The organism is Jutongia hominis, from assembly GCF_014384965.1.
GTDB lineage: Bacteria > Bacillota > Clostridia > Lachnospirales > Lachnospiraceae > Butyribacter > Butyribacter hominis.
Genome location: NZ_JACRSW010000030.1, coordinates 92,201 through 109,626, shown reverse-complemented (window position 1 = coordinate 109,626; position 17,426 = coordinate 92,201). Strand labels below are relative to the sequence as shown.

General features: G+C 40.5%; 8 protein-coding genes. 7 read left to right on the top strand and 1 reads right to left on the bottom strand.

Annotation, left to right across the window (positions count from 1 at the left end; all coding sequences use genetic code 11):
- The gene (gene addA / locus H8700_RS07840; protein WP_249304911.1) at positions 1 to 3,921 is read left to right on the top strand and encodes a helicase-exonuclease AddAB subunit AddA; all 3,921 of its coding nucleotides are present in this window, start codon (positions 1 to 3) and stop codon (positions 3,919 to 3,921) included.
- Between the two features lie 114 nt (positions 3,922 to 4,035).
- Here addA and H8700_RS07835 read toward each other — a convergent pair whose 3' ends face one another.
- Positions 4,036 to 5,982, bottom strand: coding sequence for an NAD(+) synthase (locus H8700_RS07835; RefSeq protein ID WP_249304910.1), 1,947 nt, complete (start codon positions 5,980 to 5,982; stop codon positions 4,036 to 4,038).
- A 330-nt stretch (positions 5,983 to 6,312) separates the two neighbouring features.
- On the opposite strand from H8700_RS07835, the gene H8700_RS07830 reads away from it, so the two are divergent.
- From H8700_RS07830 to H8700_RS07805, 6 genes are all read left to right on the top strand, one after another.
- Positions 6,313 to 8,469 carry a M56 family metallopeptidase gene (locus tag H8700_RS07830; RefSeq protein ID WP_249304909.1) on the top strand — a complete coding sequence of 719 codons (2,157 nt, stop codon included), beginning with the start codon at positions 6,313 to 6,315 and terminating at the stop codon, positions 8,467 to 8,469.
- A 698-nt stretch (positions 8,470 to 9,167) separates the two neighbouring features.
- Complete coding sequence (locus tag H8700_RS07825) at positions 9,168 to 11,540, top strand: ABC transporter ATP-binding protein/permease (RefSeq protein ID WP_249304908.1); 2,373 nt, start codon at positions 9,168 to 9,170, stop codon at positions 11,538 to 11,540.
- Entirely contained in the window at positions 11,537 to 13,972 is a 2,436-nt protein-coding gene (locus H8700_RS07820) for an ATP-binding cassette domain-containing protein (protein ID WP_249304907.1), read from the top strand. Before H8700_RS07825 ends, H8700_RS07820 begins: the two co-directional genes overlap by 4 nt.
- Before the next feature lie 205 nt (positions 13,973 to 14,177).
- Entirely contained in the window at positions 14,178 to 15,491 is a 1,314-nt protein-coding gene (locus H8700_RS07815) for an MATE family efflux transporter (RefSeq protein ID WP_249304906.1), read from the top strand.
- Between the two features lie 31 nt (positions 15,492 to 15,522).
- The gene (locus H8700_RS07810) at positions 15,523 to 16,365 is read left to right on the top strand and encodes a carbohydrate ABC transporter permease (RefSeq protein WP_442905248.1); all 843 of its coding nucleotides are present in this window, start codon (positions 15,523 to 15,525) and stop codon (positions 16,363 to 16,365) included.
- A gap of 97 nt (positions 16,366 to 16,462) precedes the next feature.
- Positions 16,463 to 17,311 carry a carbohydrate ABC transporter permease gene (locus H8700_RS07805; protein ID WP_249304904.1) on the top strand — a complete coding sequence of 283 codons (849 nt, stop codon included), beginning with the start codon at positions 16,463 to 16,465 and terminating at the stop codon, positions 17,309 to 17,311.
- Positions 17,312 to 17,426 lie beyond the last annotated feature (115 nt).

Below are 17,426 nucleotides of genomic sequence, written 5' to 3'. Positions count from 1 at the left end.
ATGGCAGAAACAAAATGGACGAAGGACCAGCAATTAGTCATTGATCTGCGGGACCGAAATATTTTAGTTGCAGCGGCAGCAGGATCGGGAAAGACGGCTGTTTTGGTCGAAAGGATCATTGAAGAGATCACCGAAGAGAAAAAGCCAAAAGACATTGATAAACTTTTAGTCGTAACATTTACGAAAGCGGCAGCGGCAGAAATGCGAACACGTATCGGAAATGCGTTGGAACTGCGGATAGAAGAAAATCCGGATAATGAACATATCCAAAAGCAGGCAAGTTTATTGCATCTGGCACAGATTACAACGATTGACAGTTTTTGCCAGTCTATTATTAAGAACTACTTTCATATTATCGATCTGGATCCGGTCTTTACGGTTGGCGATGAGACAGAACTCGGATTGATGAAGCAGGATGTACTGGAGGAAGTTTTAGAACAGAATTATGCCAGAGCAAAAGAGGAAAAGGATGATGCATTTTTGGCATTTACGGACATTTTTGCGACAGGGCGTACGGATCATGAGATAGAAGAGCTGGTACTCAATCTGTATGAAGCATCCCGAAGTTTTCCGTGGCCGTCAGAATGGTTAGATGGCATTCCGGAAAGTTATGCTTGTACGGATATAGAAGAGTTTGAGCAGTCCGCATGGATGAAGAGTCTTATTGCCTATCTTAGAAAAACGATAAAAAGCTTTTTGAATATTGCATACAAAGCATTACAAATATGTGGTGCAAGTGGTGAGCTTTTTGAGTATTCACCTGCGATCGAAGCGGATATTCAATATTTAGAACAGCTGTCAGAAGCGAATTCTTATCATGCATTCGCCACTCTTTTAACGGGCAGTAAAGAAAGAAAACAGCGGCTCAAAGCGATACGAAATGTTTCGGATGTCGAAAGTAAAGATGCTGTACGTGCCTATCGTGATCTTTATTGGAAAAACGGAATTGACGAGATTGTAGATAAATTCTTCTTCCAATCAGAGGAAATGATGTTTGAAGAGATGCAAAGCATGGCAGCGCCGGTGGCTCAGCTTGTTAAGCTTACGAAAGAATTTTCGGAGGCATTTTCTGCGAAAAAGAGAGAAGAAGGAATCGTAGATTTTGCAGATATGGAGCATTTTGCACTTCAGATTCTGGTCGATCACAGAGATGGCGGTGCGTACGCAAGCAAGACAGCATTGGAATTGCAAGATTATTATGAAGAAATTCTGACAGATGAATACCAGGACAGTAACTATGTGCAGGAGCTTCTTTTGAGCAGTCTGTGCTGTAATGCGGATGAAAATATGTTAGAGGAAGATTTTATCAGTCGTCCGGACCGCGCACCATATCTTTTTATGGTCGGTGATGTTAAGCAGAGTATATACCGTTTCCGACAGGCAAGACCCGATCTTTTTCTGCATAAATATGAGAAATATGCGACCGGAGAGAGCGTCTGCCGGAGGATAGACCTGCATAAGAATTTCCGAAGCCGTGCAAGCGTGCTGGAAGCCGCTAATTATATTTTTGAACATATTATGACGAAGGAACTTGGCGGGATCTGTTATGATGAGCAGGCAAGTCTTGTGCCGGGAGCGGATTTTGGAGAATGCAGCGAACGGACAGCGGATCTGACAGAGGTACTTCTTTTTGATCAGGAGAATGACCAGGCGGCGGTTTTTGATAAAAAGGAGTTTGAAGCAGCAGGCATCGGGCAGAAGATCAAGGAACTGGTACAGGGAGATGATCCTTTGTTTGTCCGTGATAAAGATGGATACAGAAAAGTACGGTTTGGTGACATTGCCATTCTGCTCCGCAGTATGACAGGCTGGAGTGAGAAATTTATCGAAGTATTAAATGAAATGGGAATTCCTGCTTTTGCAGATACCAAGACAGGATATTTTACAAGCATGGAAGTAGAGACGGTGCTCAACCTACTTCATGTGATCGATAATCCAAGACAGGATATTGCGTTGAGTGCTGTATTACGGTCGATCTTTTGCCGGCTGACGGATGATGAACTGGCATGGATCGGAAGTATTCCGGATGGCGTGGATTTCTGGGAAAGAGTACAGGGATTTTTGGATTTCTGCCGTTGGAAAAAAGGAGAAGAGTCCGTTTTCGAAGAATATAAAGAGAAAGGCATTGACCTGACGAAATGGGATACCATCCTAAAAGAGCAAAAAGACAGAGAAAGTTTAAAAATAAAATTAACTACATTTGTAGAAAAAATAAAGGAATATCGTTCTTTTGTACAGATTCATTCGGTATACGAACTTTTACGCAAGATTTATAAAGAGAGCGGCTATTATGATTATATGGCATCTATGCCGGCAGGAGAAAAACGAAAAGCAAATTTAGACATCTTATTGCAGCAGTCGATTGAATTTGAAAGTCATGGACATAGTGGCATTTTTGGCTTTACCTATTATATTGAAAGTCTGCAAAAATCAGATATTGATTTTGGAGAAGCTTCGATACAGGATGAAAACACAAATGCCGTTCGTATCATGACGATCCATAAAAGTAAAGGTTTAGAGTTTCCTGTTGTTTTTGTGGCAGGCATGGGAAAACGTTTTAATATGATGGATGCAAGAAAGGCAACGATCATTGACGGAGAACATGGAGTTGGCTGTGATTATATCAATCTGTCTATGCGTGTTTGCAAGCCCAGTCTTTTTAAAAGATATATCGCGAATGCAATGGTTTTGGAAAATCTGGCAGAAGAACTCCGGGTGCTATATGTGGCGTTGACCAGAGCAAAAGAAAAACTGTATATTACAGGAGCTGTAAAAGATGCGTCAACGGTACTGAAACGATGGATACAGCAAAGCAGTATACAGAATTTTGTGATATTGAAGAAAGCACAGACTTATCTTGACTGGATCATGACTTCTCTTTTTACCCGTGATTCATTGAGAAATGCTATGAGTTTGAAAGGGAATCGTTTGGCACAGGATGAACTTTACCGCATTTTTGTGTATTCGCAGGACGAGATCATCGGAAAAGAAGCTAAGGAGCTTGGAACGGAAGCTCTTTTACAACAAAAGCTTAGGGATATTGATCCGAACAGTATCTATGACAAAGATATGCATGAAGCTTTGCTGCAGCGTTTGAACTACGAATATCCTTATCGGGATGAGACAGATCTGCCGATTAAAGTTTCTGTGTCAGAATTAAAAAGAAAATCCTATGAAAATGCATTGAAGATGGAAGAGGAGGAAGAACTTTCTCTTCTAAAGGAAGACGACTTTTACATGAACAAGTCAGACATGACAAAGAATAGCAAATCTGGTCAGATAGAGGAAAGCAATTCAGATGCAGCAGACAAAGTATCTGAAACAGATCTGCCGGAAATTGAAATTCCTCGTCCGGCATTTTTACAGAAAGAGAAGGAAGTTTCAGGAACTGCCCGTGGTACGTTGTATCATTTAGTAATGGAACATTTTCCATATGCACAGATCCGCAGTGATGGAGGAAAATGGGATGTTGCAGCCTTTCAACGTTATCTGGCACAAATGGTACAAAATGGTTATATGACACAGGAAGAAGCCAAACTTCTAAATTGTCGTAAGTTTGTCGCATTTCTCGAAACGGATATTGGAAAGAGAATGGCAGCAGCGCAGGAACAAAAGACACTCCGCTTAGAACAGCCATTTATGCTTGGTATTCCGGCAGATCAGATCTATACAGAGAAAAAGAGTAAAGAACTGATCATGGTACAGGGAATTATTGACGCCTTTTTCTTCGAAGACGAAGATATTGTATTGGTGGATTACAAGACAGACCGTGTCAGACGAAAAGATGGCACGGAGCTTGTCGAAAAATACAAAGAACAGCTTAAGTATTACGCACAGGCATTGGAACGGTTAAGCGGACGAAAAGTCAAAGAAAAGATTATCTATTCCTTCGCGTTATCAAAGGAAATTCCGGTGGAATAACAGAACGAGGAATGGAATAATAAATGAAAAAGAAAAGCAAGTGGCAGTGAAGTTGTCATTTGCTTTTCTTTTATAGAATAGGAAACGTATTTCAATTATTAGTGATTTGCTGTCCTAGGCATCCGGGTTTATTTTATCGAGTTCTGCTAACCATAGATTGACAGAGGCATCACTGGGCATTCGCCAGTCACCGCGCGGAGACAGCGCAACACTTCCGACTTTTGGACCGTCCGGCAGGCAGGAACGCTTAAATTGCTGTGCAAAGAAACGCCAATAGAAGGTCCGAAGCCATTTGTAGATCGTTTTATCATCATAAACACCATCAAAAGTATATTTCGCAAGTCGGTAGATCTTAGCCGGTCTGAATCCAAATCGCATCAGGTAATATAAGAAGAAATCATGCAATTCATATGGTCCTACGATATCTTCCGTCTTCTGGGCAATCTTTCCGTCTTTAGGAGGCAGAAGTTCAGGACTTACCGGTGTGTCTAAGACATCGAGCAAAATGTCATGTAGTTTCTGCTCTTTGGTTGTCTCAGCGTAATACAGTACGAGATAGCGAACCAGAGTTTTCGGAACAGAACAGTTTACACCATACATAGACATATGATCACCGTTATAAGTTGCCCAGCCAAGAGCAAGTTCCGACATATCTCCGGTACCGATCACCATACCGTTTGTCTGGTTTGCAAGATTCATTAAGATCAATGTACGCTGGCGTGCCTGTGAATTTTCGTAAGTGACATCATGCACGGAACTGTCATGCCCGATATCCCGGAAATGCAGATTAACGGCTTCATGGATCGGAATTTCTTTTAGCGTGGCACCGAGAATTTTTGTCAGTTCACAAGCATTCTGATAGGTGCGGTCTGTTGTTCCGAAGCAAGGCATTGTTACAGAAAGAATGCCGCTGCGGTCAAGTCCGAGCATATCGAAAGCTTTTGCGGTGACTAAAAGAGCAAGTGTGGAATCAAGTCCGCCTGAAATGCCAACGACAGCACTGGTGCAATGTGTATGGGCAAGACGTTTTTTCAGACCTAATGCCTGAATATTTAAAATTTCATTACAGCGACGATCGCGGTCTGCTTTGTTCTGCGGTACAAATGGTGTCTGTGTAAAAGTACGTGTCAGGTTCGTTGTACCAACATGATGAAAATGGAATGGCAGGATCAGATAGCCGGCATCTTTCGGAAGAATCGTTTCATATGTGCTCATCCGGCGGCGTTCACTGATCAGTTTTTTCAAGTCCAGTTCGCTGATAATCATGTCATTATGGAAACGGCTTGTCTCTTTTAAGATCGTTCCGTTTTCGGAAATGATATTGTGTCCGGCAAAGACAAGATCGGTAGAAGATTCACCCTCACCGGCATCTGCATAGATGTAACCACTGACAAGGCGGGCAGACTGGTTGCGGACAAGTTCACGACGATAAATGTCTTTTCCTGTAGTTTCATCACTGGCGGACAGATTTGCGATCACGGTAGCACCGACTAATGCATGTTCGCAGGATGGCGGAATAGGCATCCACAAGTCTTCGCAAATATCAATGCCCAGTATAAATTCCGTCATGTTGTCTGCCTGAAATAAAAGATTTGTTCCAAAAGGAATGTCTTTACCGGCATCTCCAAGAGCGGTTAAAGTGATCCGTTCATAGCCCTTGCCCGGAGTAGTAAAATGTCTTGCTTCATAGAATTCGGAATAGTTTGGAATGTGTTGTTTTGGTACGATTCCAAGAATCTTTCCTTCATGGATCACGGCTGCCACATTATAGAGAGAGTTGTGCAAAAAGAAAGGGAAACCGACTACGATCAGCATATCGGTAGCGATGGAAGCCGCTAAGATTTCCTTTAAACCATCACAAATTTTATCAAGAAGAAGCTCTTGCAGGAAAAGATCATTACAGGTATAACCGGTCATACAAAGCTCCGGGAATACAACAACCTTGGCATCCCGGCTGTTTGCCTCTTTGATCCGGGCAATGATATTGGTAACGTTATGTGCGATATCGGCTACACTCACATCAGGAGTGGCAGCAGCGACACGAAGAAAACCGTCTTTCATAATTTCAAAATCCTTTCTATGGTTTCCAGTTTGTTATAGTCTGGCTGAATTATAATCAAAATGTGTAAAAAAACAAGTAAGACTATATTACAACAGTTTAGAAGTTAATACAAATTTGTTGTGGCTTCTTTTTGATTTGTGTATAATGATGCAGGGATTAAAAACAGATAGCAAGGTATGTTTACATATAAATTGCTGTTTCTTTTTTGTTTCAAAAAAATGTAAGTTTGTAGAAATGGAATAGCAATGATCTATTGTATCGTGGGGGATGGCAATACGATTGTCCTTGCAATATGATTATAGTATTACATGTTGATTGGAGAGAATGAGATGAACTGGCTTGGCAGAATTTTTTATACTGTTTTATCAATGAGTGGCATGATGCTTTTTTTGGCACCTTTGGTTTTGCTGCTTCGTTTTGGTATGAGAAATCAGGAAAAGAAATTTATGAAATGGGAATGGTGGCTTGTATATCTGCGGAGTCTCTGCCCGGTTGCATTATCAAGCCCGATCTGTCTTTTTGACAGTTGGAACAGGCAATACCATCTCTTTTTATCAACGCTTGGACTGACAATAGAAGAGCAAAGCGGTATTATGAATAGCTGGAGTGCCGTTTTTTTGCATCCGGTTCATATGACAAAAGCATTTACTGTCTGTGCGGTGACATGGGCAGCAGGGGTATTTTTGGTGCTGTTTAGTGCATTTTTTGTACAAAGAAGAGTGAAGCAGACTTTGATGCAGGGAAAAGAGATCGGAGAAGATATTTTAGAATCCGGTACAACATCTGTCCCGGTCCGCTTTGGCTTTTTTCATAAGATACATGTCGTTCCGGCAGGAATGCATGCACGGGATATGCGTTATTATTTGCAACATATACAGGCACATTCTTTTGAAAATGCAAAAAGGATCGTGGTTGTCGGTATCACAGCGATCCATTGGTTTAATCCGGTCATGTGGCTTTACTATATTCTTTGGAATCATGATGAAGAATATCTTGCGGATGAAAAGGCAGTGCATAAGAAGCCGTCAGCCGAATGCCGCGAATATGCACAGGGACTTTTGAATATTCAAAAAGAATCAAAAAAATTACATTTGTCGCTTTTTACGATCCGTGAGGGAAATGTAGAAAAGCGTGCTCAGAGAATGATGTACCTGAAGTGGGATAAGACCGGAGAAAAGCTGTTAAATTTTCTGATATGGTCTGTTACATTGATCCTGCTTTTCCTGCTTGCACCAATGAAGATAGCATGGAGTGGGGGAACCTGGCAAAATCCTGTTGATTCATCAAAAGGATCCCTTTTTTCAAATATAAAAGGAATCGTGATCGCTAAGACAGATATTTCATCCCCGGATGGGCTGGACCGGATCTTAAAGTTAGAATTGCTTGAAAAAGATAAGACAGACAAGGATTCTTATACCGGAACATTTGCTTTAAGAATGTATGATGATTTTGACAACCGGATTGCATCTCTTTCAATGAAGGACATTTTTGGCACCGGTGGCAGTTATGCATTCCCGAAAGATATGAACCTGTTTGTCGGAGATTACAATGGTGATGGTACGCAGGAAGCAGTTTTAGGAAAGAAGTTATCATTGTCTCAAAAAGAATTTGACAGGATGACAGAGCAGACAGACAGCTCACAAAAAGTCAAAGATTATACTGTATATTCTTACAGCGTGATCAATCTTGAAAAAGAAAATATGCAAGTGATCGGCAGTGACATCTGTGCGGCAGTTTCAAAAAATGGGAAAAAGGAACTTTCTTCTTCTGTAGAACTTGATACGATCGAAGATATTACGACTGTATTTTCCGTTCCGTTTGCCAAAGAGACGCAATATTATGTCTGGAATCAGGAAAAAGGAAAATACGAACAAAAAGATCTGTCAAAGAAAGATCTTGAACAATATAAGACAGACAGCACAGCAGAAGCAAAAGAAGAAACACAGGAACATACGCTGAAAAACAATAGTGGAAGTACGGCAGTGCTTGTCACAACGAAAAAAGACAGCGATGGCAATGAAGACATTCGGTCGCTTATCCTTTCCCCGAAAAAAAATCAAAAGAAATGGGATAATATTCATGGATATTATTGCGACTTAAAGTGGATCACACAGGAAAATGTTTTGAACAACCGCTATGCAATGCTGATCTATAACGGTACAAAAGCACAGACTTTTACTGTTTATGATACAAAGACACGAACGCAGTATTATCAGCAGGAGGATGGAACAACGCAGCTTGCAAAGGTCTTTAAGCAATACAAAGAAGATGATATTACATTTGAAGACGGAGCAGTCGTTGTCTATAATTTAAAGGAATTAAAAGACGATATCCTGACGATCGGCTTTGCGGGACAGGCAGATAACGGAATTACCGTAAAAGGAAGCTACCAATACGATATCAAAAAGAAGCTGACAACGAACTTTACTTATTCCAGGGAAGCTGACACCGATGCCTCTGCATCACCGTCACCGACCACCAAATAAACTTTTCTACCATAGTAATTTGAACTAAAATGCACGAACATTTACAGCTATTCACATAATCGCACCCAAACAATGTCCGAATTTACAGGTAAGCAATCCCCTCCTCCCCATGCTAAAATAATAGTGTGGAACAAATATATCAAATATACAAAAAGTGCCTTTTCTACATACTTCTTGTAGTTCATAACGATCTTTTTGGGACTGTATTGCGTGATCTATGGAATGTATATTTCACGTTTCTATTTCTTTTTGACTTTGGGGTGACACGCCATCCGGTTAGGATATCTGATTTTTTATGCTTTTTTGCTGATTGGGCGCGGGTCATAACTATAGGGGCGACTCAGCCTGAGTAGCATTGTTGCCTGGGACACGCTCCCGCTTCGCAAAGCCACGTAGCGCACACATAGCACTTCAAAAAGCAAAAACACTTTTTGAAGCGCAAGTGGCGACGGGCTTAGAGATTCCCCGGCAGCAATGTACATCAGAACTGGTCTTGCCCCTATATCAGATGAGAGCGCCCATAATCAGAGCAAAAAAGCAAAAAATTTTAGATATCCTTAGCGGATGAAACAGTGCCCCCATAAGTCAAAAGAAATAGAAACGTGAATGCACACACCTGAAATAGATCACGCTATAGTCCCAAGAAGATCGTTATGAAGCACTTTGTGTATGTTTGAAAAGGCAGGAGGTATGAAGATATGATCGTATTGCAGAATATCAGTAAGTATTATTATACAGATACGTCCGTAACGCAGGCATTGCGTAAGATAAATCTGGAATTTAAGATTGGAGAATTCGTGGCGATCACCGGTGAGAGCGGCAGCGGCAAATCAACGTTGCTTAATGTGATCAGTGGAATGGATGCATTTGATGATGGTGAAATGTTTTTTTGCGGGGAACCGACCTTTCAATATGATGCAGCGGATTGGGAGAATTTCCGAAGAAATGAGATCGGATTTGTTTTTCAAAATTACAGTCTGATCGGACATTATACTACAGTAGAGAATATAAAAAGTGCCCTTTTGATCATGGGATATCAGGAAGAGGAAGCTACAAGAAAGGCCGTGACATATCTTGAAAAAGTAGGATTAAAAGGACTGGAAAAGCAGCGTGCATCGGAATTATCGAGTGGACAAAAGCAGAGACTGTCAATTGCGAGAGCGCTTGCTAAGAATACATCTATTATTGTGGCAGATGAGCCGACCGGCAATCTGGACCGTGAGACCGGAGACCAGATTATACAGCTCTTAAAGGAACTGTCAAAAGATAAGCTTGTTTTGATGGTTACACATAACTATGATCAGGCAGAACCTTATGTTACAAGAAAGATTCGTCTGCATGATGGAGAAGTTGTAGTCGATGTACCGGTCAATGAACAGGATGAATCTGTTATAGACAGCAAAACAGAGCAGGAAGTGATGGCTGCTGCAAAAAGAGAAGATATCACAGCAGATACAACGACAAAAGAATGGAAAAAGAAACAATACCGCATTGCAAGGATCTTTGCACGTATGAATACGAAGACGCAGCAGTCAAGAGCATGGCTGTTTCGAACTTTTTTGTTTCTGACGGCAATAATTTCTTTTGTTTTTATCGGTGAGCTTTTTGCGAATGCAGATGATACGAAGACAAAAAATTATGACAGAGATATCTTTTATCAGAAAAACGACAGCAGACTTTCTGTTCGTAAAAAAGACGGAAGTGCTATGACTACAAAGGATGTTGCAAAGCTAAAGCAGATCAGAAACGTAGTGACAGCAGACCAGTATGATTATGCAAATGATATTAACTATTATGTGGATAAAGGAAAAGATTATACTTATACATATGGTACAACTGGTTCGCAAAATACATCCGATGTAATAAGCAATGGATATGAGGAAGTGTCTACAGGAGTACGCAGTCAGTATCATGATGATAAAAATGTAAAATTCCTTCATCGGAATAAATTCATGCATTCGGCTACCTGCATTACAAAAGCAGATCTAAAGAAAGGCCGCCTGCCAAAGAGCCGTAATGAGATCGTTTTATATGAAGATGGGAAGAAGAAGCTAAACAGTACCGTTGAAATTTATTTTACTTCATCTAATATCATGGGTTCAGAAACATATTATCATAATAAGTTCAAAGTCGTAGGTGTATTAAAAGAAAAGACATCTCAGATTTATTTTGACAATGATCTGTGTCATATGCTTTCGGCTGCTGCGGATGGTGACCAATGTACGCTTTTTTATTCGTTTGATCTGAAAACACAGGATTACCTTGGAAGCAACCAATTCTATCTTGTGATCAATGATAAGCTCAAAGGAAGTGAGGCCAGAGTCTCAAGAAACCATTTATTACAGCCTGTCGGATATGATACCTATTCGAGCCCTGTAGAAGACATTATTCCGGGGGATGATGCACTTACGGTTCAATTTAATACAAACCGGAAAGGTCTTTCGAAAGAAACCTTAAAACTGGATGATGTCAGACAAAAGCTGCACGTAACCGATAAGCTAAATGACCAGAGTGGTGCGATCTTGGAAGTCAGTGAGGAATTTTTCAACAAGATCTTCACAAGAAAAAGTACGCAGTGCTCTGTATATATCAAAAATTATACAAAGACAGATCAGGTGATCCGTGATATCGAAAAGGCAGGTTATACGGCAGTCAGCACTTATCGTATCAGTTCCGTAAATTATAATGAAAATAAAGTGATGGATCGTCTGGTATTTATCGGAATCTCCGTCGGAATCCTTCTTGTTCTGATCATCGTAGAAATCCTGATCCTGCGTTCTTTAATGAAGATCAAGATCAAAGATTTTTTTGTGATGAAATCCATGGGTATGCAGATCCATATGATCAATAAGATCAGCCTTTTTGAAATGACACGTTATTGTATCGAAGCTCTCCTGGCAGCCGTAGTAGTTATGCTTGGGTTATATGCGGCGGGCATTCCGGTGATCAGGGAAATGATGATCTATTATGGTGTTGCCACTTACCTTTGCTTCTTTGTCTATAATCTGCTTTTGGAATATGCAACAGTACGTTCCTTTAATAAGCTTCTGAAAGGGAGGATGGCATCATGATCAAAGTAAATCAATTAGAGAAATATTTTAATAAAGGAAAGAATAATGAACTTCATGCTTTAAAGGGTGTCAGCGTAACTTTCGAAGATAAGGGGCTGGTATGTATCTTGGGAGAAAGCGGTTCCGGTAAGACAACGCTGTTAAATGCGATCGGTGGTCTGGATACCTTTCAGGGCGGTTCAATGGAGATTGAGGGGATCACATTAAATAAATATGATCCTAAGGCAGTAGAAAAGATCCGCAATGATAAATACGGATATATTTTTCAAAACTATTATCTGTTGCAGGATTATACCGTTGCATACAATGTCAAACTTGCATTAAATACATTTGACATTTCCGAAGAGGAGAAGGATGAGAGGGTTGAGTATGTCTTACAAAAGTTAGACATCGCAAAGTACAAGAAAAAACTGGTATCACAGTTATCCGGTGGTCAGCAGCAGAGAGTTTCGATCGCAAGAGCATTGGTAAAATCGCCAAAGATCATTTTGGCGGACGAACCAACCGGAAACCTTGATGAAGAAAATACACTGCGTACTATGAGTATTTTGCGTAGTATTGCAAAAGATTGTCTGGTTATACTGGTATCGCATGAAAAGAGGATTGCCAGATTTTTTGCAGACAGGATCATTGAGATCGCAGATGGTTGTATTGTAAAGGATTATGAAAACAAAAACCAGACGGCTTATCAGAGAATGGATGACGGAAATATCTATCTACAGGATATGGAATGTACGGATGTTGTCGAGAATGACAAATATGAGATCCATGTTTACGAAGAGGAACAGACACAGGATAAGATCCGTTTGAATCTTGCATGGAAGAATGGAAAGCTTTACATTCAGAATCTTGAAAACTATGATGTGCTTTTTGAAGGAGCAGAAGCCGGTTGTGAAATGATTGATGATACAAAGCCCGACATTGATATGGAAGATGTAGAAGAGTTTGAGTTTTCTCTTCCTCGTCTGAAGGATCATAAGAAGGCAAAGCTTAGTAAAAAAGAAATCTGGAAGCTTGCCTTGGAAAACATTCGTCTGATGGGCAAAAAGCAGGCATTTATTGTCGGAATTCTTGTGGTTGCGGCAGTCATGCTGACGATCACGATTGCAAACTTTACAAACGGTGTATATTACAATGAGAGAGAAGTTGTATCAGAAGATTCGCATTATGTCACGGTAGGTATTTCACCGCAGGCAAGTGTCGATGATAATGAATATGACAAAGCATTTAAAGCATTTTGTAAGAAAAATGCATTTACCGGTGCAAACTCTGATATCTATCGTTCCAATGGCGGGGCTTTAAGTTTGCAATGCGACAGTTTCTGGCAGTTAGCATCTTCCGGTGTTGTTTTTAAGAAGTTTTCGTATGTTTCTTTAAACGAAGTCAGCAAGAAAGATCTGATCTATGGAAGAATGCCGCAAAAGAGAAATGAAATCGTAGTAGACCGCTGGATCTTTGATGCATTTTTTGATAAAGATAATTCTTATCAGGCGATTTATCGGGATGTAAAATCGTTCTTAAATGAACATCTGACATCCGATATCACCGGAGATACGTTCCAAATCGTTGGCATTTCCGACAAAGGAGAACCAAGCATTTATATGGATCAATATACAGCTATGGGTATTTCAATCAACGGTGATAAGATTGCAACGCTTGAGCAGCTTCAGAAAGAATATCCGGGACAATATGACAACCAGACATTAGGAGATCATGAGATCATGGTGTCTAAGGAAGAGATGAAAGGATACAAGCGTAGAAAAGTCAACAAAGTTACTATGGAAAATGGAAATGAATATACGATCGTCGGTGCGTTTCCAAATACCTTTCATGTAAAGTATATTTTAAATGATAAGGACTGTCAGGAGCTTCGCAATCAATTTATCCTTACATCAAAAGGATATAACGTTTATACGCAAGATACGAAAAAGACGATCGCAGCATTAAAGAAAGCAGCACAGGAATATAGCGATATCTTTACATTAAGTGCGTATTCTCCAAGTCAGAAGCAGATTGCACATTATCAGAAGAAACAAAAAGAACGTGCATCGGGAAGCCGTTTGATCATGGTTGCGGCTATTCTGGTATCTCTCTTTATCATTTACTTTACGATCAAGTCCAATGTCACTTCACGTACGGAAGAATTGACGGTATATCGTCTGATCGGAATCGCACAGGGAAGTATTATCAAAGCCTATCTTTTAGAAATGCTTTTGATCACATCCTATACGGTGCTTCCGACTGTATTGATCGTAAGTGGTGTGATACAGTTCTTTGGTTCGATTCCGTCTTTGGAACTCGGACTGATCTTCCCGTGGTGGACTTCGGTTGCGCTGATCGCAGCGTTATATGTATTAAACCTGCTGATCAGTTATATTCCGGTCAAAGGAATTTTAGCAAAGCCACCGGCAGTATTGGCAGTAAAAGAATAACGATTCATTATAAAAACGTGCATAAGCCGTCATTTTACAGTGATGTAAAGTGGCGGCTTTCTTTTTTCTTGTATGTAAAATCCCCCTCTTGTTATGTAAATTTTTTATTACAATCTTTTTACGCTGTCATGATAGTTTGCAAAAAAATGCTGTGCTAATCTTTTAGTTGTCCGAAGGATACAGCACCGGATGAAAGGATAAGCAGATGAATAAATTGTTGATAAAAAATTGTGTACCGGCAATTATTGCTTTGACATTAACCGGACTTTATTCGGTAATAGATGGATTGTTTATCGGGAATGCACAGGGAGACAATGGACTGGCGGCAATTAACATTGCATGGCCCGTTACAGCATTGATCACGGCAGCAGGAACCGGCATGGGAACAGGTGGAAGTATCTTATATGCTTCTTTTTGCGGAAAGAAAAAGCAAAAGGCAGCAGACAGCGTACTTTTGCAGACACAGATTCTTTTTTTGATAACAGGCATTGCATTACTATTGGTTCTTGGTATCTGTAAAGACGGATTGCTTTCTCTTTTTGGAGCAAAAGGAATCATTTTTAGATTGGCAGAGCAATATACGAAAGTTATATTACTCGGAAGTCTTTTTCAGGTCGTAGGTGCAGGTGTGATCCCGCTTCTTCGCAGTATCGGTATGGCAGTATCCGCAATGGTAGTCACGATCATTGGAATGATCATTAACATGACAGCAAATGCGATCTTTCTTTTTGTATTTCATATGGGAATACGGGGAACAGCCTGCGGAACGGTTCTGGCACAGAGTGTTGTCTGCGTGGCAGGGCTTTTCCTGATCGCAAAGAAAACCGGAGTATGGATCCGTTGTGCTATGGTCTGGCAGCAGAGTGTTTACCGGATCGGAAGAATTCTGTCGATGGGTGTTGCTTCATTTGGCGTGGCAATGTCAGCCACGATCGTTTTGATCTTTACGAACCGGCAATGTCTGCGGTATGGCGGAACAAAAGCAGTAGCAGTTTATGCAGTCATATCGTATCTGGTCTTTCCGGTACAGTCTTTATTGCAAGGTGTAGGCGAGGGGGCTTTGCCATTGATGAGCTTTGCATATGGCAAAGGAGATCAAAAAGAACTTCGCTGTATCAAAAGAGGAGCAAAGTTTTTGCTGGCAGGGTTAAGTATCCTTGTATTTGTGGCAGCAGCATTCAGTATTCCGGTTATCGGTACATGGTTTGGCATGTCAAAAACAGGTTGCCAACTCTTTGTACATGGCATGAAAATAAGTGCTTTGGCTTTTTGTATGATGGGATTTGTTAAATTCCATATAGCAGAGCAAAGTGCGATACAGAATGTAAAAGAAACCTTTCTATTAACATATGGTGAAAGCCTTTTGTTAGCACCGGGATTACTTTTTCTTCTTCCGATCAAGCTCGGACTCGATGGTATCTGGTGGTCACTTCCGGGGACAGCAGCCGGAATGCTTCTGTTTTATTATCTGCTGCAAAAAGGAAACCAAGCAAAAGAAATGAGGAATGATTGTGAGTAGGAAATTTAACTGGAAAAGATGGTGCAGCGTCATGGCATTTGTCATACCGGCACTTCTTCCATTGGTTGTGTTCTGGATCTATCCGATCCTTAGATCACTTTATTTGAGTTTTACAGACTGGGATTATATGTCATCGGAGTATTCGATCATCGGTTTTAAGAATTACATATCACTTTTTAAGGATACACGTTTTTATGAAGCATTATGGAATACCTTTATCTTTGGAATCGGAACCGTGATCCCTACGATTGCCGGTGGCGTGGTACTTGCATTGCTTTTACAGAAAGCATTCAAAGGAGATGGCATTTTTAAATTCATTCTCTTTTCACCATGGATCACACCAACCGTTGCGATCTCTATTGTCTGGACATGGATATATGAACCGGATGTCGGAATTGCCAATGCTGTTTTGAAATTCTTACATTTGCCGGCATTGCAATGGATCAACAGTTCCAAAACTTCTATGCTTGCAGTGATCATTGTAACAATCTGGAAAAGTCTCGGCTATGCAATGATCTTTTATATCACCGCACTTGAGAAAGTACCAAAAGAACTCTATGAAGCAAATGCACTGGATGGAGCAAACAGTTGGCAACGTTTCCGTGACGTGACATTTCCAAGTATTTCACCGACAACCTTTTTCTTAGTGATCATTACAATGGTCAATTCGCTTCAGGCATATGACCAGATTCAGATCTTAACGCAGGGTGGACCGTCAGGAAGCACAAGAACACTTTTATATATGTATTATCAGCTTGGCTTTGAAGAATATAACATGGGGCAGGCAACCGCAGTTGCGATCGTGCTGATCATTATTACCGTGATCTTGTCATTGCTACAGTTCGTCGCTTCTAAAAAATGGGTACATTATTAGAACAGACAGGCAGCAAATGTCTGTGACAGAAAAAGAAGAAAGATCAATATGAAATAGAACATACAGGTTATGATCCTGATAAGAAAAGAGGATAAACATGGAAAAAATAGAACGATGGAAACAAAGAGGAACGTTAGCAATCAGGCTTCTTTTGCTTGCGATAGCGGGTATCTTTACGATCTTTCCGTTTGTCTGGATGATCGTAAGTGCGTTGAAAACAAAAGCAGAGATTATGGATACTTCCGTATTCTTTGCAAAAGTACCGCAATGGGCAAACTTTAAATCGATTTTTTCTGATTCACCATTATTACATTATGTCTGGAACAGTTTATTTGTATCAACATTGACGCTGGCATTACAGCTTCTTTTTGGAACATTGATCGCTTATGCAGTTGTTTTTATGGAGTTTCGAGGAAGAAAGCTTCTCTTTGCGATCATTATGGGAACCTATATGCTGCCTACCGCGGCAACGTATATTCCGTCTTATATTATTTTGGCAGATATGAATCTGTTAAATACATTTACAGGTCTGATCATTTCAAACTGCGTCAGCATTTTTGGAATCTTTTTATTACGACAGGCATTTATGCAAGTGCCTATGGGATTGATCGAGGCAGCAAGGATCGATGGAGCAAGTCATTGGAAAATTTTATGGAGAGTCGTCGCACCAATGACGAAATCGTCGTTTATTACATTTGGTTTAATGAATTTTATTACCTGTTACAACAGTTATATGTGGCCATCCCTGATCACAGATGATCCGGACAAAAGTCTGGTTTCTCAGGGATTGCGGCGATTCTTCATTGAAGGTGGTTCGTATGGAACAGAATGGCCGCTTGTTATGGCAGGAAGTACGATCATTGTTCTTCCGCTTCTGATCTTATTTGCATTTACACAGAAGTGGTTTATCAATGGAATCGGTGGAGATACCGGTATGAAGGGGTAGTCCCTTTTATATAGATATCGGGAGTGTCAAAAGAGTGGATGCTTTTGATGTTTTCGTAAAAATGTAACGTGCACAGTTACCGGGGCCGTGTGTGCGGTTCGAAAGTTTGGATCAA